We start from the raw sequence: 20134 nt of genomic DNA on the forward strand, positions 1-20134 counted from the left end.
TTCTAGCAAGTGGTAAAGAATTAAATATGTAAATTATGACTCTACTCATTTCATTATTTCTTTACACACCATTGATACAAGCAAATATCGTGCCAACATTGAAATTAAAGTGATTATTTACATATTTTTAAATATTTTGTCGTTTTATCGGTGTTTACTATACTGAAATGCATTATAATTGGTTATTAATTGGTTACATAATGACCAATTAATAACCAACTTTAGACCAATTACATTCAACTAAAGAGGTGCTCTATGAACAAATTTGAAACTAACCACATTGTATTGATCACCGTTTTAAAAGAAACACGAAAAGCCCTACATCAACAACTAACGGAGATGATAGGTGACCTCATAGATATTGAAAGTTTTTCTGTAGAAGAAAGCATTCCAAAAGTATTTCATTCTACATTAATTGTGCTACCTAATACATTTACGATAGAAACGGTGAAAGACTTTATTGGGGAAAACTGCGAAGTAATAATAGCAAAACGAACATTAAATTACGAAAACGTAGACCAGCTTTTATTTTTACCAGAAGGAACACAAGCCCTATATGTGAATGATAATCATAAAACAGTATACGAATCAATTGAAACGATGCGGCAATTGGGGCTAAACCACATTGAATATTTCCCCTACTATCCTGGAAAAACGAATATACAAATGATCAAGCTTGCAATTACACCTGGCGAACTTGAAATTATCCCTGATTTTGTAGAAAAAGTAATTAATATCGGTCATAGATTAATAGATATTACTACAATCATGTCCATTCTAGATCGATTTCATTTAATGGAGGAATCAGGTAACCACGTTTCTGAGAGATACTATCGAAAAATAGTAGATTTAACAAAGAATTTAGCTAAAGCTCATCGACAACTTCATCAAGTTATTGATGGTGTTGGTGATGGCATACTAGCTATTGATTATGAAGGAAGAATTGTTGTCTTTAATGAATTTCTGGAAAGCATGCTGAAAATAAAAAGTAAAAACGCTATTGGTCATCCGATTGATGCCATTATTGATAATATTGATTTAGTAAACTTCATCCTTTCAAATAAGCAACAAGAAAGCGGAATATTTGTTGTAAACGGCTTGGATGTAATAGTAGAACGCCTACATATAAATGATCAATCGATTATTGTTACTTTTAGAAATGCCCTTAAGACCATCGGATTTGAACGGAAATTGAGAAAAGAATTTGTCAAAAAAGGATATGTAGCAAAATACAATTTTCATAACATCGTTGGGATTAGCTCTACGATCCAAGACACGAAACAAATTGCCAAAAGGTTAGCTAAGACTGATTTAACTGTATTAATTGAGGGTGAGAGTGGTACCGGAAAAGAGTTATTTGCAAGTGCTATTCATAATGCTTCCCAGCGAAATAGCGGCCCTTTTCTTGCTGTTAACTTCAGTGCTTTATCGGATGATTTAGTCGAGAGTGAATTATTTGGTTATGAAGACGGAGCGTTTACCGGAGCAAAAAAGGGCGGGAAAATGGGACTATTTGAACAAGCAAATGGTGGCACTATTTTTTTAGATGAGATTGGAGATATTAGCCTGAAACTTCAAGCACGACTACTTCGAGTATTGCAGGAAAAAGAGATTATGCGCGTTGGCGGAAGCCAAATTATCCCGATAGACGTCCGGATTATTGCAGCAACCAATAAGGATCTACTGAAAATGATTCAAGAAAATATGTTTAGAGAAGATTTATACCATAGGCTTAAAGTACTCTTTATACACCTCCCCGAATTAAGGGCACGCCGAAATGACATTGAATTATTAGCTAAACATTTTGTCGCACTATCGGACCCTAAAGTCAAAATTGAACAAGAATTGATTGAAGAACTGCACGGATATCCATGGTACGGAAATGTAAGAGAACTTAAAAATACGATAGATTATATGCTTGCTGTCCGTACCGGAAACCAAATAACAAAAAATGATTTGCCTAATCAACATTATTTTCAAAAGCCTCCACATAAGAAAACAAATAGCGATCAGGCAGAAAATATTAAACCCTTTTCTTCAAATTCAAACGCTCTTGATCAAGAATCACTTTTCATCCTTACCCTTATCATGAATTATGAAGAAAAAGGAAAAGCAATCGGAAGAAGAATTATTTCTGAAAAGAGCCAAGAAGTCGAAATAAATTTATCTGAAGCACAAGTGAGACACCGGTTGAACTTCCTGAAAATGAAAGGTTATGTGGAAATAAAAAGAGGTAGAGCAGGGATTCATTTAACAAGAAAAGGGTTGGAGATTGTACGTAGTCTTTAGTCAAGGTTCGGATTTTCAGATACATAGAGGCTGTTTTATAAACAGCCTCTTTCTTATGGAATAAAACGTCGATAAATTTAAGTTACAAATATTCAGAATTAATATTAAAATGAAGAATGGGGATAGGGGTATGGGATTCTAAAATTTATACATAACGAGGGAATAGAAATGAAACTACAATTAAAAGCGGATTTAGGGCTACTACTTGTTACATTCTTCTGGGGTGCATCCATCTTACTTACGAAGGTTGGACTCGAAGGCATAGAAGAATACAACTTAATCGCATTACGATTTATTATTGCCTTTCTTTTATCAGGTTTAATATTTTACAAACATTTATTCAAAATCGATTTTAAAACTGTAAAATATGCATTTATACTCGCTTCTGTCTTATTTATCGTTTACATTTTTGCGACTTTCGGCACAAAGTATACGAGTGTTTCAAATGCTGGCTTCTTACTATGTCTCACAGTCATTTTCATTCCGATATTATCAGCTATATTTTTAAAACACATTCCGGAAAAGAAAGTGATAGTAGGAATCATTTTAACGATAATAGGAATCGGCTTATTAACATTAACAAGCGAATTCAAGATCGGTAACGGCGACATATTTTGCATACTATCTGCCTTATTTTATGCCATTCACGTCATCATTACTGGCAGCGTAACAAAACATGTGAACTCCATTGCACTTGGCGTCATACAACTCGGTTTCGTCGGCCTATTTAGTCTTATTTTTTCATTCATTATCGAAACGCCAAAACTGCCTAGCACAACCAACTCATGGCTCATCATCTTAGCCTTAAGCATATTTTGCACCGCAGTCGCATTCATCGTGCAAGTTATCGCCCAGCAATACACGACGCCTACACATACAGGACTTATCTTCTCATTAGAACCTGTCTTTTCCGCAGGCTTTGCTTTCGTTTTCACAGGTGAAACACTCACAGGAAAAGGATATTTAGGGGCGACACTTATATTAGTGAGTGTGTTGATTGCTGAGGTGGATTTTAAGGGGTTGCTGCGGCCTAATTATAAGAAGAATATGGAATAGTTATTTCACTACAGTACATAAACATACCCCGAAAATATTCGTTTGCATTATTTTCACCCTCTTACCTTATTTTTTTAGATGCTATCTTTGAATAAGGTAGCATCTAAAAAATGTTACAAGGAACTATTATATTTATGTAGCCTGCATAGTTAACCTTTTCTACATTACTTACTGCACATAGTCATACAGATTTTTCGCTAACAATAAACAAGTTACTGTAATGAAAAGAGCACGAACATACCCGCTACCTTTTTTTATAGCAAATTTCGAGCCAACGACTCCTCCAGCAATTTGAGCAATCCCCATTATAAAACCATACGCATAGTTTACTTGCCCTACATACATAAACATTAACAATGCACCAACGTTACTTCCTAAATTAAGAAACTTCGCAGTACCTGCTGCTTTTAAAAAATCATACCCAATAAATAAAAGAGAAAACATTAAAAATGAACCTGTACCAGGACCTAGAAATCCATCATAAAAACCAATAGCAAAAATAAAAAAGGTAAAAATAATGACGTGTCGACCAGATAATTTTTTATGAGTGGAAATACTTCCCCAATCCTTCTTGAATATCGTATAAATAGCGACTGCACCAAGCATGATCAGCATTAATGGCTTCAGTATTTCTGGGTTCATTAAATGAACGGTCCATGCACCTACTATAGAGCCTATGAAAGTGATTGGAAATAATTTTAAAGCCGATTTCAAATTAAGATTACCAGAACGATAAAACACAATATTACTAGTTGCACTCCCCATTGTTGATGCTAATTTATTCGTGGCTACTGCACTTGCTGGATTCAGCCCTGTAAATAATAAAGCTGGTAAGGCAATGAGTCCACCACCACCTACAACTGAATCAATAAATGCAGCCACAAACCCAAAAACAATCAAAATAATTAATATAGATGGGTCTAAATACAAATCCATACTAGTAGCCTCCCCTTTAGTCACTATTGTAATAGTAACTATCAATTTGCTAAATGTAAAGAGTTATTGTAACGTTGAAATATAAAGTGAAACTTTAATCAGTGGGGCGGGTTTTGTTCATCCCCCACTAATTATTAGCCCTCACCAATCGGGCTTTTACGGGCAGCCCGACCCCCACCTAACTTCTTTGCTTCCCCTGAATTTTGAGGTGGGGTCTTACTGCCCGGCAAATAGCGGGATAAAAGCAAACATCGGAGGACGAAAAAGTGGACTACATCGTACAACAGCTTAAAAAAATTGGTTTTAATGAATATGAAGCTAAATCTTATGTATCTCTTGTGAAACAAGGGCCTGCTACAGCCTACCAAGTGAGTAAGGATTCAGGGGTCCCAAGGGCGCGAATTTACGAGATTTTAGGTAACCTTGTAGAAAAAGGAATTGTCATGAAGGAAGAAATAAATGACACCACTCGCTATTCACCTCTACCTGTTGAAATCTTTTTACAGAAAGCTCAATCAGAATGGCAGTCTACTTATGAAGGAATCAGTGATTCATTAAAAAAACTCGAAACATCCGAGGAGAAGACGGATAATCGAGTAATTACTTTAAAAGACAACAAAACAATCATTAGCTATTGTCAGGCATTAATAAAAAAAGCAGAACACCGTATTGTCATTTCAATGTGGGATGAGATGTATGAAGCGTTAAAAGAGGAACTATCTAAGGTAGCTGATAAAATTTCAGTACAAGGTATTACCTTACATGTTGAAAATCTAATTAAAAATCTAGAAGCTCATCGTATCACACCTTATACAGAAACTCTGTCTACAGAACATTGGTTTATTGTATCGATAGATTCTAAAGAGATGATTTATGGACCATCAATTGAAGAGCGTAATATTGCTTTTTATACAGATGACCCCGTTCATATATACTTACTAGAGGATTATGTATGGCATGATGTGTTAGTAAATCGACTTGTCCGACGTAGCCAAGATGACTTGGAGCAATGGATTACTGCAGAGAGAAAATCCTTCTTTATGGGGAAATAAGAAACATATTCAAAGAATCAAAAATAAAGCATAAGTTAATGAAATAGAACACTTATGCTTTATTTTATTTACAAAGTGATACTCAAGTCTTTTAACTATTTCCCCTCCACAAACCGCCCAAACTCCTTCATAAACCTCAGCTTAAAACTCCCCACAGGCCCATTCCGGTGCTTCGCCACATAAATCTCCGTCATCTCTTTCTGCACCGTTTCCTTATCATAATAATCTTCGCGATACATAAGCATAATGACATCCGCATCTTGCTCAATTTGTCCTGTCTCTCTTAGATCAAATAAAAGAGGTGTCACCTTATAACTATGTGATACCTCTTTTTAAATATTTAATGTAGAATTTTTATTATTAGATTTTAAGTTTGTTTTTCTTACAATTGCTGTTATTACCTTCATTAACAATAAGGGAATAATAGCTGCGTATATAATATATATAATTCCATATTTAATAATAACGCCTAATCCATCCGTATCTCGCATTATAAAAGTGACATAATCTACATTCTCAAACAGTTCAATAACATTAGTAAATAACCTAGTGGCTAGAGCTAAACACCCTAAATAAAATAAAAAATTAATAAATCTAGAATTACCTTTCGTTACACACATGAGTACAAATGATATAACAAAGCCCATATAAATATATGTAGCGTATTCAACTGCGTACGCAATAACGAGAAATCCACCAATGAAAAAAGCGATTAAACCGGCTATTAAAATAACTAAAAACAGAAGGAATGTTCCTTGTCCAGTAGGTATTGGAATCCCTACTGAATGAGCATCATTTTGATTTGATGCTACATCCCATGTATCACTATCAGAATCTAGTGTATATCCTCTGTCGTATAACTTATTTTCTGCATCTCGGCTTGCACGTGTATTCCCCTCATAATATAACCGTTCCAGTTCTTCATCTGACTTATTCGAGTCATCTCCCATAAACTTGCCCCTATCCAATAATTTTTTCATTTTATTATCTCATTTATATTTATTAATTTTTCAGTCTTTTAATCAAAAACAGTTATTACAATCAATCTCGTGCGGTAATATAAATCATGGAGACAAAGCTCTTTTCTTACATATTCATATCAATAGTCTTTTAGCTCGATCCCGTTAGCGACTTTCGCTACCATTTTCGTGAATAGCTTAAACTGGAAGACCATAAGCATTGGTACTCGTAACATGAAATTGCGCAGAAAGATTTTAAAGCTCGATTTTTCAACCATGCTCCCAGCAGCTAGTTTCCCTATTTTTTGATTCTTCTCAACAAACTTTCTCATCTCTTGCTCATAAGCAACATAGGCACGGGAATGATCACCATGCGCGTTTTTGAGTTCGCCTGCTAATACATAAGCTCCGACAAGCGCTAGACTAGTACCTTGCCCTGATAGAGGTGATGGACCATACGCCGCATCACCTACCAATGTAATTCGACCTTTTGACCATGTTGGCATGTGAATTTGACAAATCTCATCAAAGTAAAAATCATCCGCCTCTTTCATAGTTTTAAGTATGTGTGAAGTTTCCCAGCCTTCTGTATGGCCTACAAAGGCATTTTCTACAAGTTTTCTTTGAGATTCTTCATCATAGCGATCGTACTCCAGTGCCTCTGATTGGAACAGGAGCATACCTTTTGCCTCTGTATTACCACGAGCGCTATACATACCAACAGTTTTGCCTGGCATTGTATAAAGCATTGTGCGGTGGTCAAGGTTGAGGTAATTCTCGAGGGTAAAAATCGAGATATAACAGCCAAGTGTATGTTTAAACTGTGCCTCATCACCAAAAGTCAGGGACCTCACATTAGAATGCAGCCCATCCGCACCGATGACCAGATCAAACGTCTGTGGCTTTTCATGAATAAATTGGACTTCGACACCTGCTTCAGTTTCATGTATAGCAGTAATTGACTCACTCCAAATGTATTTAATTGTATCCTTAGTTAAATCGTACAAAATATTACTCAAATCATCACGCATGATTTCAATGTCCACACCATGCTGGTTCGCTACACTTGCTTCACTTAATTGACCTTCAACATCACCTTTGCTATTCACGAAGTACACACCGGTCATGTTTGTATCAGCTGCACGGACTTGATCGAGTATACCCATCTGTCCAAGCACCGTAACAGCTGCACCACGGACATCAACCCCGTATCCACCAGAGCGCAATGCAGGTGCGCGTTCTACTACAGTCACGTCGAAACCATAACGATGAAGCCAGTAAGCAAGTGCCGGACCGGTAATGCTCGCACCAGAAATAAGGACGCGTATCGCTTTTTTCATAATTACTTATTCACTCCTATCCTAATGAAAGTCATAACATACCCTCCAGTATATTCACCGCAACAAAATAATAGGTATTGAATTATTCAACAAATAACCCGCTTGCTGAAAAAGTAAAAAACCTGCCTATCAATATAGGACATTTGCTCAAACTTTATTACAAATTATTAATACCTAAAACGTCATAAAAAATAAAAGGTGATACATCTTAGTTATGCATCACCTTTGTAATTCTTGTTCAACAATCCGGACCGTAATCAGGGATATATACCACCAACAATCATATAAAGTGCTCAAGAATTCATCCCCTCCACAAACCGACCAAACTCCTTCATAAACCTCAGCTTAAAACTCCCCACAGGCCCATTCCGGTGCTTCGCCACATGAATCTCCGTCATCTCTTTCTGCTTCGTTTCCTTATCGTAATAATCTTCGCGGTACATAAGCATAATGACATCCGCATCTTGCTCAATTTGTCCGGTCTCTCTTAAATCAGATAATAGCGGACGCTTATCTTGTCGTGACTCTACAGAACGAGATAACTGTGATAACGCTACTACACAAACATTTAATTCACGCGCTAATAACTTAAGCTTACGAGAAATCTCACTAATTTCTTGAAATCGATTGCCCTTATGCTTCGGATCACCCGTAATAAGCTGCAAGTAATCTACAATAATTAAAATCTTTTTATCACCGTTCTTCCTCTTTAACTTACGAGTTTGCATCCAAATATCTTGCACCGTAACGCCTGCATTGTCATAAATCTCAAATGGCAACTCACCAATCTCCGCAAACGCCTTACTTACCTTCTCCCAATCTTCCATCGCAAAACGATGCTTCGGATTTTTCAGCCTACCTCCTGACACTTCGCCTACGCAAGAAGCCATCCTTTTCAATAATTGCTTACTACTCATCTCTAACGAAAACAATCCCACCGCCGCTCCAGACTTCGCCGCATGTAGTCCAACATTTAGCGCAAACGCAGTTTTCCCCATAGAAGGACGCGCACCAAGGACGACAAAATCACCTTCCTGCAATCCGCACGTCATTTTATTTAACGATGTATAACCAGTCTCAATACCAGTAATCTCCTTCACATCTTGATGAAGCTCCTCATACAAATCAACTAACGCATCCTTCAAATCAAATTCACATACAGAGTCTTTCTCCTCTAACTCACAAAGCGCCGTAATCGTCTCACCGATAACTTTCTCACTCTTCTCCGCAATAAGACGCTCTCCCATCTTGTGCCCAAGAACACCAGCCTGATACATTTTCCACGCACCTCGAACAAGCCCCTCATAATATGAGAAGTTGCTAGTAGTAGGCACACCATCCATTAACCCTATAAAATACTCCATTCCCCCGATGCCCTTCAAAAAATTCGGGTCCAACCTAGAAGTGAAAGTCACAAGATCAATCGGTTGCCCCTCTCCTTCCATCTTTCGCATTAACTGAAATATAGACTTATGCACCGGCATCGAAAAATACTGCTCCGTCAAACGGCACTCCTTAATAAGCTCTCCATCAAGCAATAGAGAACCTAACACCGTCTTTTCCGCCTCCACATTTTGAATACTCATGGCCGCCACCCGCGCTCCGCTAAAAAGCGCTGCAACTCTTCCTCAGACGGCGCATTCTTCTCCCACTCCTCACACCTCGCCAAAAACTCCTCCGTCTCCCCCGTACTAACAGACGACTCCTTCTTCCGAAACTTAGCCGTATCCGCCTCAACCTCACACACTTTCGTAAATCCCTTCCCATGCCAATCGCGTAAAATCCCCTTCACATAAGCAATCGTCCGCTTATTATTCTCAAACGCAATTTGAAGAGCCTTCAGCACAAGCTCCTCTGACAAATTTTCCATCCATGCACTCAGTTCCTCCACCGCAAAAGGAGACAAACTACCGAAATGTTGCTCATAAAAAGAAAACACACGACTTCCCGTTTCTTCCTCTATAACCTCTTCTTCCGCCTCTGTCTCCTCACAAACTGGCTCAACATCATCCACAGCCAAATCACTCGGTATACCGAAATGCGCTAAAAGCATCGGAACATTCAGCTCCTCCTCTACGCACTTCTGAAGAAACATATGTACAAACTCCTTATTCTTCACACCCTTCAGCTCACGAAGCACACACTTCTCCACATTCGTATTCGTCACAGGGTTATAACGAAGCCAATTCAAAACGAATAACTCCCGTGTATCCGCATCATACAGAATCTTCCCATAATCAATGAAGCGCTGCACAAGCTTATCAACAGTCTCCCGATTATAACCCGTCTCCATCTCAGCTAACCGCTTCGGAAAAGGAAAAATCCCGCACTGCGTCGTCTTCGAACAAGTTAATAAATAAACATAAAAATACCGCTCCTCCGGCGTCAAATCCAAAACAAAATCATCCTGCCAAAAATTCACCTGCACATTACGATACACCGCCATCAAAGTTCCTCCCGTCTCCGTTCAAAAGTAAAAGCCCCTTCATAATATATATGGGAGGATGGCAGGGTTTTTGGCGTGTTATTTCAAATTTTTTTTGACTACTACTACGGTGTTTGTTGTTGTAGTTGTTTTTGTTATGTTTTTTCTTAGTGATTTATTACTTGGTAGGGGCTTGTAAGGGGCTTATGAGGGGCTAGTTATCGGTTACTTCGATTAAAAATACTCGATCTGAGAAGCCACCTCTTTCTTCTGCTTTCTTTTTTCGGATGTTGTTGATTTCTTCTAGTGTTGTGCCTTCGTGTTCGGCTAGGGCGTTTATTAGTTCTAGTAGGTCGGATAGTTCTTCTAGTTTATGTTCTTTTGTGTCTGCTTCTAGGTATTCGGTTAGTTCTTCTTCTGTTTTCTTGCAGATTTCTTTTATGTATTCGTCTTCGGGTAGGATTATTGTTGTGGGTGTTTTTCCGTTAGCTTTTATGATTTGTGGGATTTTGTTTCGGATTAGTTTGTTGTAGGTCGGCATGTGGGTTTCCCTCCGTTTGGTTTTTCTTTTATTTTAAACTTCATAGAGTATGGGGGTTAAAATAGAAAAAAACTTTAAGGTAGACAGATTTTGATTTTTAATCTGTCTACCTTAAAGGGAACATATCATTTCTCCCGTACTCTTTTCCAATTATTACAACATAGAACCATACTAGTTAGTATCTACATTAAAAGATTCCATCATCTTTTGAAAACTACTTATCCTATCTCTATGTTTCACACTATTATTTTTGCGCTAAATTGACCACTTACTATCCAAAAATCAATAAGCTGGACCAATGACTTAGTTTGTTGTTCATTTAGTGGAACTCCCAACTCAAACTGTGTTTGCAATGCTCGTTCACTAAAATTTGCTGATCCCATATAGCCTTTTTCTTGATCTATTAATAATAACTTAGCATGGAACCATAACTTTTTCTCTTGTTTTTCTAAAGGTTCAAATATTCTCATCTGAATATTTTCGTGTAAAGACTGTTCTAATAAATATTCAAAAGCTTTTCTATTCATATCTAAATCATAATCATTTACTATCCAATCTATAGTAATACCGCTTTTGTTTTCGCTGAGCGCCTTTAGGCTTATCATCAATTGTTGTATACCTGCAACTGAATAGTATGGTGAAAAGAAGATTATTCTTTTATTTGCTGTTTGTATTAAATTTTGGATCCATGTATTTAAGTATTCGAAATGCTTCGAAATCCTTCTCGGAATCACAGGATTAATACCATGTGGAATAGTCCACAATAGTTGTTCATTCTCTGTTTCTAACGAATCATAATCAAAACTCCCTACTATTTCAGCTAATTCAAATATTCTTTGTAACTGGATATCATTAATAACAATGTATTTATTTTGACTTTGTTTTATCAATTCCATATCTTCTAATATCCTAAAAAGCGTATGTACAATCCCTTCATCTATATGTTGTTTATTTAAGCTTATCCATTCTTTTAACGTAAAGCCATTTGGTTGAATACACTGTAAGTAACGAAAAATTCCAGCCCATTTAATTAATGCGCTATCTAACTTGTTTTTTTTAGTTAAATTTATAAGCCTTATCAAAATTTCCTTTCCCCTTCTTCATTACCTCGTCTAATTCTTTGGAAAAATAGCCAATTATAGGGGTTTCTCCAACATAACCACCTGTTAACAAATTTCTGCTTAAACCACGATTAAAGTGCTGACACGAAAACTTCAAGTATGAACATGCATGACAAGCACCGTGCTGTCCTTTACAAATCGGATCATATAAGCACGTTTGAGTTTTCTCATAAGTATTTCTAAGCCATCTTTCAAGATCATTTTCAAATGCAGCAATAAGTGCCCCCATTCCACCACCTTGTAACTTAGAAACATAAATTGTGCCTGCCAAAGCAGATGGGAAGATGTACTCAGACATACTATCTACATCTAAACCTATAATGGATTTCCCAGCATGCAACAACATATGTAACATTGTATGAACCAGTTGATATGTCATAATAGTCGCTAAAACCTTTTGATCATGCACATAGTCTTTTGGATCAAGCATTACCAAATCTTCCTTCTCCATTTTAGAAAGAAGTAAATAATTATATAGGATTGCATGTGCCTCTCTTTTACTGTTTGGAGACTCATTATTAAAGGTGATTAATTTATTTATCTCTAACCATCTTAAAATTCTTAATGGATCTAATTTAAAAATAATAGCTTCATTGTCATTTTTTAGAACAGGGATTACTGTATATCGCTTATTACTTATCTGCTTCCGGAATGGGTTTAAAATAGAGCGATTTCTATCAAAAGATTTACGTGTGTACCCTACCCCCATGGTAATAACCGGAAACTTTTCTAGTAATGCTACTGATTCTAAACCAAGATTCTCAACTTCATTTTGTGCCCGTATATAGGAAGTTTCTTGCACTAAATCACTATTTATCCTTGCTTCTTCTAATTTAGCCTGGATAGTTTGCCCATCATTTTCATACCAAGAGAATAAAAACTCATGTAATAATCTGTCCTCTTCAACAGTTTCAATAGGGAATGTCTTTTGAAATATCTCCTCCACTTCTTTTGTTATATCTCCCTCTAAAAACTGTGCTCCCAAATCACTGTTTTTAATAGTTTTTAATAGTATCCTTCTTTCTTCTTCATTCTTTGCAGACTCTAATAGTATTTGCAATGTACTATTATTTTTTTCAATCTCGAAATTTTGTGCGTAGTTTCCCGTATTAATTGAATCCAGTTGTAATAAAGCTGCCATTTGGATCTGCGTAAAACTTTCATGCTCCTTTCGTTCTATTAGTGTTTGCTGTTCTAAATTAACCATAGATTTTAGTGCAGGATAATGAATATCGCCTTCTGATAGATGAGTTCCTCCCAAAAAACGTTTGTTATTTTGTATCATTTCCTCAGTTAAAGGAAGATTAGTACGCTTTGTCCCAAGGTCACCTAATGATATTTGCTTCTTATAGTTGTACCAGGTCGCTGTAGTAAAACGTCTAGTATCGCGCATACGAATTCCATCATATTTTTCGTGCCAGTTTTTAGCACCTTTATTAGTCTTAACATTAATAGATTGAAGATCTCCATTTAGATGAACAAGAGCGTATGGATATTGCTTAATAACATCTTTGCTACAAAATTGGCATCGTAATTCTGGATTTTTTCTAGAAAGGTCTTCAAGGTTAAAATATTGATGTACATTTCTACAAGAACGATTGTTACAGCGAAAAACTAACGGAAAGAGTGAAAATTCAATTTGATCGATCTCTCCAAAGAAATATAATTCATCCTGTTCGGGAAATAAATTGGTACTTAGTCCTGCATTTGTATTCCAATCATTAATATATCTTCTAACCGCTTCAAGAAGATGAGCTGTTTTTTCATTTAATTTATTTAATTCCATATCTGTTACCTGATACCACTTCTTATCCTCCATAAAAACCGATCCAGGGAGAAAACGGAATAGAACTTGACTTCTACCTCTTTTCAATTTCTTAACCATAATTACTTACCATTCCTTTCGCTATGAAGGAGTGCATACCTTAGAACAACATCTGTTTCTCTGCACGACTGTATTGTAATGCCCTCTTCTATGTCTCGAAAACTTGTGATAGGATTTAATGCCTGTTCATCCTTAAGGTTCAACGTTTTTGAACTTATATTTAAAAGATGTTCTTTTTCCTTATATATTCGTTCAATTGCTTCTTTGACTCTTTCCCTAGCTGTTAGTGAAAAATACTCATATCCTGCACCAAATATTCTCTCCAACTGCTCAATAATTTCCTGGCTAACTGAGTCCCCACTTGTAACTCTAGCCGCAACATACTCCTGAAATAAACCACAACTATAGATAGTATTATTTTGTTTTTGAGAATGTACGTTAAGTAACAGACTTGATAACAATCCTGGTAAAGTTCTTTCAATCGCCTTTAAAGATAAACGATTAATCGGAACAGGATCCACCAAACGATCCATAAAAATGTGATTTTGAATAAAAAATTGATACTGAGACCTTTCACGTAAGTCATTCGCCCTGAAGCTCACTAATACTAATCCTGCATGCGATCTAGCAGAACGGCTTGATGCTTGGATATACTCAGCTTGTTTTGAAGGCATACCTGCCATGAAAAAGTTGTTTATTCTTTCCAAATCCACTCCATGGCTAATTAGACTTGTAGCAATTAACAACTGCAATTTATCCTTATACTCTACCCCACTACCCTGTGACTCAATTTTATCAATGACATCAATAATTTTATCCATATCATTTTCACCAGTCAGCATTTCAGTTTGTATACCGAATTCTGGACCTGTAATTTCTTCCATACGCCTTGCTATGTCCGATCCCATAGTTTTTTGGTTTACATACACAGTAGACAAGTCATACCTTGATAGCAAATCCAAAAAGTCCTCTTCACACTCAATTCCCTCAAATCCAAATTGTTTAAAGATATAACTAGATTTATAATATAAATCTTTAATTTCTTTTTGATATAAATAAACCGCTCTTCCTATTATTTCCTCTTGAGAACGTGAATGCGGCAAGATCCCTAGATATAAACGTCTTTTAACATTTGGCGTACTTGTAGCATAAAAAGATTCACCTTTCTTAAATCCCATAGATGGATACTTTCTAGGCGCACGTAAATACAAATGATTAATATGATGTTCATATGATTCAATTGTAGCAGTGGCAGCAATAATTTTAGGTAAGTGCTCAGGCTTTCTCCCAAATGAACGAGAAAATTCATTTAATGCTCCCTCATAATGACCATTTAAAGCCCCTAATTCTTCTTTTAATAAGTGAAGTTCATCTTGAATGAACAAAGATGGGACTGGATCATAAAAACTATTTTTTATAGTCAATACATCTCTCTTATGCTTGGCCGTATTTTTTACTTTTTCGCTACAAGATTGATATTCATCGTAGGCTCCAACAATACATCTATCAGAATAAAAGCCATGTTTAGGGCATACTCCACCAATTTGTCCAAAAATATGCGAAAACTCCCTATATCTTCCCATAATAGCCAACTTATCAACAGTTCCACACAATACACTTGGAACAAATCTATATACTTCTGAATCAGTAATATATATCGGTACAACACCGTTTAATTCTTTACTCTTTACAACAAAACAATCGCTATTAGTACAACAATGTTCAAATCTCCATAAAGACTCGTTAAATTCAAGTGTAAGATTTTCGTTACATCTAGGGCACTTATGTAATAACATCTTCTTTTTTTTACTTATTTCATTTTCGAAATATTTCTTTCTCATACGGTCTTTTACAAAGTTATCGGTATTACCTCCCCCTGCAAAGAAACCTATTGAGAATGGTTTTCCCTTTTCTGGAATTTCATCACTTTTTTGTCTATATTCCTCTGCATATATTAACATCTTAGCAAGGCGATCTAATTGGTTCTTGGATAGCATCCGAAGAGGGAATCTAATCCATGAACTACATCCTCGTTTTTTTCCCCTTAACCGATCATAGAATAGTGCTGTAACCACTAAGCCCAGGTAAGCTTCCGTTTTACCTCCACCAGTTGGAAACCATAATACGTCTGCATATTTTGCAGATTGAGTAATTTCTTCTTTTTTACTATCAGTTTCAGCCATTTCACGAGCGTATAAGCTTGGTAAAATTCTTATAATGAATATTATTTGGAATAACCGCCAAGAAGTATACTTACCTTTTCCAGATTCCGCAAACACTTTATTCATTATATTAAATGCGGTCATTAACCTTGAATCCATATTTAATACATATATCCCTAATTCAAATGACTCAATTTCCGCCTCGAATTCCTTCATATCTTTGATACAACTAATAACTTCCTCTTCATTTATTAGTTGTTTATCTCCATCACCTTTATAGTCAATGAAAGTTTTCCACTTGCGTAAATACCCCTTCATTTCTAACACTACGCTTGAGAGCGTTTTATTTACCAATTCCGGTGTTGTAAGATCTCCAAAGGCAACTGACAGATCCTCCCTAGTTCTATAGTGTTCTTGAAAATAAGACGGGATGGTTTCTGTTGATAAAATTAATTCACTATCAGTATCCTCATACGCCCCTACACAATTAATACCTTTGACATTATAGCTTCTATCATATTTATAATCATCGCTAGCTCCATCAAAATAAAATGGTATATGGCTCCCCTGTTGAACTTTGACTTCAAAATAACAATCAAAAAACTGCGTTGAATGGCCTGTTGGCTTTTCGCCCATTTTTATATCAGGAACTTTCGTATCATTGATTAAGCTTATGCTAATTTTTAATAAGTTCTTTCCTTCTTTATTTTTATAATAAACTGGATCAATGACTAGCTTTGCGTCCCAATCAGCTATATTAGCGTTTGGTTCCCTTATTTCTCGCAGCATATCTTTAAACTCTTCTTCTGTTTCGGGTTTCTTAATAATTGGTACAACACCTGTTTTTTCTATAACATTAGAATACACGGAAAATAAATCTTCTCTATCCAAAAGATGCATTATTTTTTCTTTTAAAATACCCTGTAGTGGGATATCCTGTTGATTTAATTCATTAACATCTATTTCAAAAGGCAAATCATTAAAGTGAACTTGTATTTGTTCATATTTCTCCAACAATTTAAGTCCTTTATTTTGTTCATCTGTCTTTTTATCATCAATATATTTAGTTGTATTACCTTCTATTTTCCCCTCAGTTATCCCCACTACTGTTTCTCCTAATAATTCAGTAGTATATTCATTATTAGCCAAATATTCAAATGACTCTTTTTGTTCTGAGAAAGCAGGGAAAAATCTTGGATATAAATTAAATTTCCCCGAAATTGTTCCTTTCACATTTACGTTATTTGGATCTATTAGAAATTCTAGCCCCATATTACAATTTTTTGTTAAGCTCTTAAACTGAGGCTGCGGGTCATTCTCCTCGTTCTCTTCAGTTAATTGGTTTATAAATTCAATATCTGGAAACAGAACACCTGAGAAAAAACGTCGAATAGGTTCTTCTCCAATTACGATTTTTTCTTTATTCCCCCGTAGACCGTCTTTCAAGACTTGCTCCATATGTTCAACAAATTTTATTTCATTATTAGTATTTTGCTGTTTACTGATACTCTGTCGTTTCCACATATTTAACTATTCCCCTTTCAATAAACAAATTATGGGTTTCATCTGAAATAATTTTTTCTACTATGCTTGGATGAACTAGATAATCCTGATTCGCATCCAAATATTTAATCTCAGAAAACTCTATAACATCCAGAATGTCTTTCATTGAAATACGCATACCTTTACCTAAGTCTATCCATCTTGATTCATCTAGCTCATATCCTTCTACTAAACCTGCAGCTTGCTCCGCAACAATTTTCCCTAAGGACTTTCCTAATTTAATATGAATCCCCCAAAGTTCCTTCATTGCTTTATAAATTGACCGAACCCTATCTTCATATTGCTTCTCTTCTAATATCCTTGCCACAGCTCTTACATTTGCATAATCTCGGACAAGAGAAACGTCCCCATTAATCCAGTTTGAAATTGTTATTGGAGATACGATTTTCCCACCATTATTATTAATAGCATTCAAAATTTTTTCATAGGATTCAGATTTATATCTACTATTATGATGATATTTACGCCACAATAAGTTTAACATATCTTTCCATTCACTTGCATTCGCTTCTATCCATTTCATAATTAACGCATTAGATGACATACTAAGAATAGTATTAAAAAGCTCTTTTCTCTGCTGTTTTTTTACCCTCACCCATATATCACCAGGCTTTATCTCTAAGGGGTTAATAGTTTTAACATCAGACTCATTGAATTTTTTAACTTTCACTGTACAATCGTTGGGGATAAATACATATTTTTCATTATTCTTATCCTCATTTAAACCACTTGATACTGTCAGCCTAACACATGTGAAATAGGTGTCCGAAGAATTACCAACAAGTTCATGACCAAAAGATGATTCATCGATAACATTTGTATTTAGTCCCCACTCGCCTTCAAATTCATCGAAATCATTTTCTTCTGCTAAAATTTTAATTAGAACATTATCTTTAAATAAATCATCAATTTCCGTTTTATTAGCTATATCAGATATGGCACTATTATTATCTACAAAGTTAATTACATGCTCATTCAAATTAATTTTCACTGGCGGTACCGTGTCCTCTTGAGCAAAGACTTCTATATTAGCCCCAAAAAGATTACGAAATGTGGTATCCAACCGTTGTGGATATAAATTACTTATCATTTTATTAATCTGGTATTTTATAAGTGGTAATTCCTTGAATCCCTCAATAATATGTATTTCTGTTTTTCTAGAAAAATAAGATGAGCTCATATATTTTTTGGCCCACGGATTAACCAAAATCACAAGATCTGGTTCGTTTGATCCATCTAAATATATTTCTTTCAACTGTTTTTTTGCCCAGTTTTCCTGTGTCATCACATTAACTTTCATTAAATCTTTTAAACTAAAGTTCAATGTAGCTCTAAGCCATACTTTAAGCTCTTCAGCAACAATCTTATCTGACACTATTATTAAGATATTACCCTTACTATTAATATGCGTATTTATAAGTTCCTTAACTATTTTCCCTCTAGGACTATCTCCCATTCCCATTAAAATATCATAAATTTCAATAACATCTTTTAACAGATGTGGCATCAGAGTATCGTAAATAAGTTTTTCTTCATAGCTATCACCCTGAATTTTAGAAACTGTTAATAATATCTCTTTAATTGTAGGCTTACCTTGCGACCACCTTGTTCTTTCATACCAATCTATAGGAATTGGTATTGATAGCATTTTCAAAAGTATATTCTGTACTTTTTTAAAACTAAGTACTTGTTCACCTGAGCCGGTATAACTTTTACCCAAAATATCTAATGCTTTACTGAAGCTTTGATGTAATGAACGTAAGCCTTTTATTTGTTGGATTGTTATTTCACGTTTCCATTCTTTAAGATACGGCACGGAAGACTGTAAACTCCAAACCGCTGTAACTGGATTGGGAATCAAATTCAAATCTAGATTAAATAAGCTATTAAATTTCTCAATTGTATACATATCTACTGGGACACAATTTTCCACTTTCGCTGCAATATTTAATGAGATTTCATCACCAGTAGGGGCGATTACGATTACATGTTTAGCATGTTTTTTTGCCCATTTTACTAGTTTCATCGCCCTACTTCTGTGTCGGAACGGTAATAAATCAATTACAATAACATCAGGGTTCATTTCTAAACCTTCTGGTAGAGAATGCCTATACGCCCTGAAAATTGCTAGCCATGGCAATGTCCCATCATCCTTATTAATTCCATCCTTCTTCTTTTTTCCTTTATTATCATTAAAAGTGAAAGGTTTAAATCTTTCCGCTTCAACTGTATATATCTTTATATAATCACGTAAAAAGGTATTATCGATTGAAGTTCTCCAAATATGGGATAATAATTCAATGTTATCTGTTAAAATGAGTATCCCAGAATTCTCAGTAAATCTAACTCCTACTTCTGGAGCTAGACTGCCAACTACATGTTGTAATATTAAATGGTAAGAAAGTAAAAGAGGAAAACCATAAGAAAATGAAGGAATAGAATACAGAATGTCCCCTTTATTTGCTTCTACTTTAGATAAAAAGAACGCTTTCAACGATGTTGTTAAGATGATATTATCAATATCTGAAGGTTCAACTTTTTCTGTTTGGGTAGTGGATTCAAACGAATTTAATGATTCAAATAAACAATATTTTTGATGATTTAACATACCTCTCCCCAAGTCCAAACTAGATAAGCTTAAGAAATCTCCTAAAATCTCCCTCGTCGCATGTTCATAAACATTTATTGGTACCGGCATAATTTCTTTATATGCTCTCTTTTTCTGTGCATCTGTTAAACCACTCAATAGAAAATCCCCCATCTTATTGAAGTTATCTTAATATCATTGTAAATGAATTGATTTACTAAAAAAAGTAATCTCTCCTTAAAATAGAAAATTATTCCGGATAACAGTTTAAAAGGAAG

The 20134-nt window shown here is 35.4% G+C and carries 13 protein-coding genes and 1 pseudogene; 3 read left to right on the plus strand and 11 right to left on the minus strand.

The annotated features are described in order from the left end of the window. Positions 1 to 255 precede the first annotated feature (255 nt). Entirely contained in the window at positions 256 to 2289 is a 2034-nt protein-coding gene (locus B9A45_RS25415) for a sigma 54-interacting transcriptional regulator (protein WP_084065316.1), read from the plus strand. A gap of 168 nt (positions 2290 to 2457) precedes the next feature. Beyond that, a complete protein-coding gene (locus tag B9A45_RS25420; RefSeq protein WP_084065318.1) occupies positions 2458 to 3345 on the plus strand; it encodes a DMT family transporter in 888 nt (295 codons plus the stop codon). A gap of 168 nt (positions 3346 to 3513) precedes the next feature. Here the strand turns inward: B9A45_RS25420 and B9A45_RS25425 are convergent, their stop codons facing one another. Then, positions 3514 to 4281: a TSUP family transporter gene (locus B9A45_RS25425; RefSeq protein WP_084065321.1), complete on the minus strand. Its 768-nt coding sequence runs from the start codon at positions 4279 to 4281 to the stop codon at positions 3514 to 3516. 266 nt (positions 4282 to 4547) lie between these two features. On the opposite strand from B9A45_RS25425, the gene B9A45_RS25430 reads away from it, so the two are divergent. Continuing rightward, a complete protein-coding gene (locus B9A45_RS25430; RefSeq protein ID WP_084065323.1) occupies positions 4548 to 5333 on the plus strand; it encodes a TrmB family transcriptional regulator in 786 nt (261 codons plus the stop codon). A gap of 95 nt (positions 5334 to 5428) precedes the next feature. On the opposite strand, the pseudogene B9A45_RS25435 reads toward B9A45_RS25430, so the two are convergent. The 10 genes and pseudogenes from B9A45_RS25435 to B9A45_RS25480 form a co-directional block, all read right to left on the minus strand. After that, positions 5429 to 5635: pseudogene (locus tag B9A45_RS25435) on the minus strand (DnaB-like helicase C-terminal domain-containing protein); the annotation flags it as partial. Positions 5636 to 5665: 30 nt separating this feature from the next. Then, positions 5666 to 6283 (minus strand): hypothetical protein, encoded by a 618-nt coding sequence (locus B9A45_RS31855; RefSeq protein WP_142263104.1) that lies wholly within the window; start codon positions 6281 to 6283, stop codon positions 5666 to 5668. 149 nt (positions 6284 to 6432) lie between these two features. Next, on the minus strand, positions 6433 to 7632 hold the full coding sequence (locus B9A45_RS25445; protein WP_084065329.1) for an FAD-dependent monooxygenase: 1200 nt from the start codon (positions 7630 to 7632) through the stop codon (positions 6433 to 6435). A gap of 293 nt (positions 7633 to 7925) precedes the next feature. Further along, complete coding sequence (gene dnaB / locus B9A45_RS25450) at positions 7926 to 9218, minus strand: replicative DNA helicase (protein WP_142263090.1); 1293 nt, start codon at positions 9216 to 9218, stop codon at positions 7926 to 7928. Continuing rightward, entirely contained in the window at positions 9215 to 10078 is an 864-nt protein-coding gene (locus B9A45_RS25455) for a DnaD domain-containing protein (protein ID WP_084065335.1), read from the minus strand. Before B9A45_RS25455 ends, dnaB begins: the two co-directional genes overlap by 4 nt. A 193-nt stretch (positions 10079 to 10271) precedes the next feature. After that, positions 10272 to 10598: a nucleoside triphosphate pyrophosphohydrolase gene (locus B9A45_RS25460; RefSeq protein WP_053512720.1), complete on the minus strand. Its 327-nt coding sequence runs from the start codon at positions 10596 to 10598 to the stop codon at positions 10272 to 10274. A gap of 236 nt (positions 10599 to 10834) precedes the next feature. Beyond that, the gene (locus B9A45_RS25465) at positions 10835 to 11680 is read right to left on the minus strand and encodes a phospholipase D-like domain-containing protein (protein WP_084065337.1); all 846 of its coding nucleotides are present in this window, start codon (positions 11678 to 11680) and stop codon (positions 10835 to 10837) included. Next, positions 11655 to 13538 carry a hypothetical protein gene (locus B9A45_RS25470; RefSeq protein ID WP_084065616.1) on the minus strand — a complete coding sequence of 628 codons (1884 nt, stop codon included), beginning with the start codon at positions 13536 to 13538 and terminating at the stop codon, positions 11655 to 11657. The genes B9A45_RS25465 and B9A45_RS25470 overlap by 26 nt, the downstream gene beginning before the upstream one ends. A 68-nt stretch (positions 13539 to 13606) precedes the next feature. Beyond that, positions 13607 to 17230, minus strand: a complete 3624-nt coding sequence (locus B9A45_RS25475) for a helicase-related protein (RefSeq protein ID WP_084065340.1) — start codon at positions 17228 to 17230, stop codon at positions 13607 to 13609. Then, complete coding sequence (locus tag B9A45_RS25480) at positions 17205 to 20015, minus strand: DrmE family protein (RefSeq protein WP_084065343.1); 2811 nt, start codon at positions 20013 to 20015, stop codon at positions 17205 to 17207. The genes B9A45_RS25475 and B9A45_RS25480 overlap by 26 nt, the downstream gene beginning before the upstream one ends. Positions 20016 to 20134 lie beyond the last annotated feature (119 nt).

Origin of the sequence: Bacillus sp. JKS001846 (assembly GCF_900176455.1) — a bacterium.
GTDB classification, from domain to species: Bacteria; Bacillota; Bacilli; order Bacillales; family Bacillaceae_G; genus Bacillus_A; species Bacillus_A cereus.

Excerpts from the sequence above, each read along its gene's own strand:
- B9A45_RS25470 (WP_084065616.1), bottom strand. The coding sequence starts at position 13,538 with ATGGAGGATAAGAAGTGGTATCAGGTAACAGATATGGAATTAAATAAA.
- B9A45_RS25425 (WP_084065321.1), bottom strand. The coding sequence starts at position 4,281 with ATGGATTTGTATTTAGACCCATCTATATTAATTATTTTGATTGTTTTT.
- B9A45_RS31855 (WP_142263104.1), bottom strand. The coding sequence starts at position 6,283 with ATGGGAGATGACTCGAATAAGTCAGATGAAGAACTGGAACGGTTATAT.
- B9A45_RS25475 (WP_084065340.1), bottom strand. The coding sequence starts at position 17,230 with ATGTGGAAACGACAGAGTATCAGTAAACAGCAAAATACTAATAATGAA.
- B9A45_RS25455 (WP_084065335.1), bottom strand. The coding sequence starts at position 10,078 with ATGGCGGTGTATCGTAATGTGCAGGTGAATTTTTGGCAGGATGATTTT.
- dnaB (WP_142263090.1), bottom strand. The coding sequence starts at position 9,218 with ATGAGTATTCAAAATGTGGAGGCGGAAAAGACGGTGTTAGGTTCTCTA.
- B9A45_RS25415 (WP_084065316.1), top strand. The coding sequence starts at position 256 with ATGAACAAATTTGAAACTAACCACATTGTATTGATCACCGTTTTAAAA.
- B9A45_RS25445 (WP_084065329.1), bottom strand. The coding sequence starts at position 7,632 with ATGAAAAAAGCGATACGCGTCCTTATTTCTGGTGCGAGCATTACCGGT.
- B9A45_RS25460 (WP_053512720.1), bottom strand. The coding sequence starts at position 10,598 with ATGCCGACCTACAACAAACTAATCCGAAACAAAATCCCACAAATCATA.
- B9A45_RS25420 (WP_084065318.1), top strand. The coding sequence starts at position 2,458 with ATGAAACTACAATTAAAAGCGGATTTAGGGCTACTACTTGTTACATTC.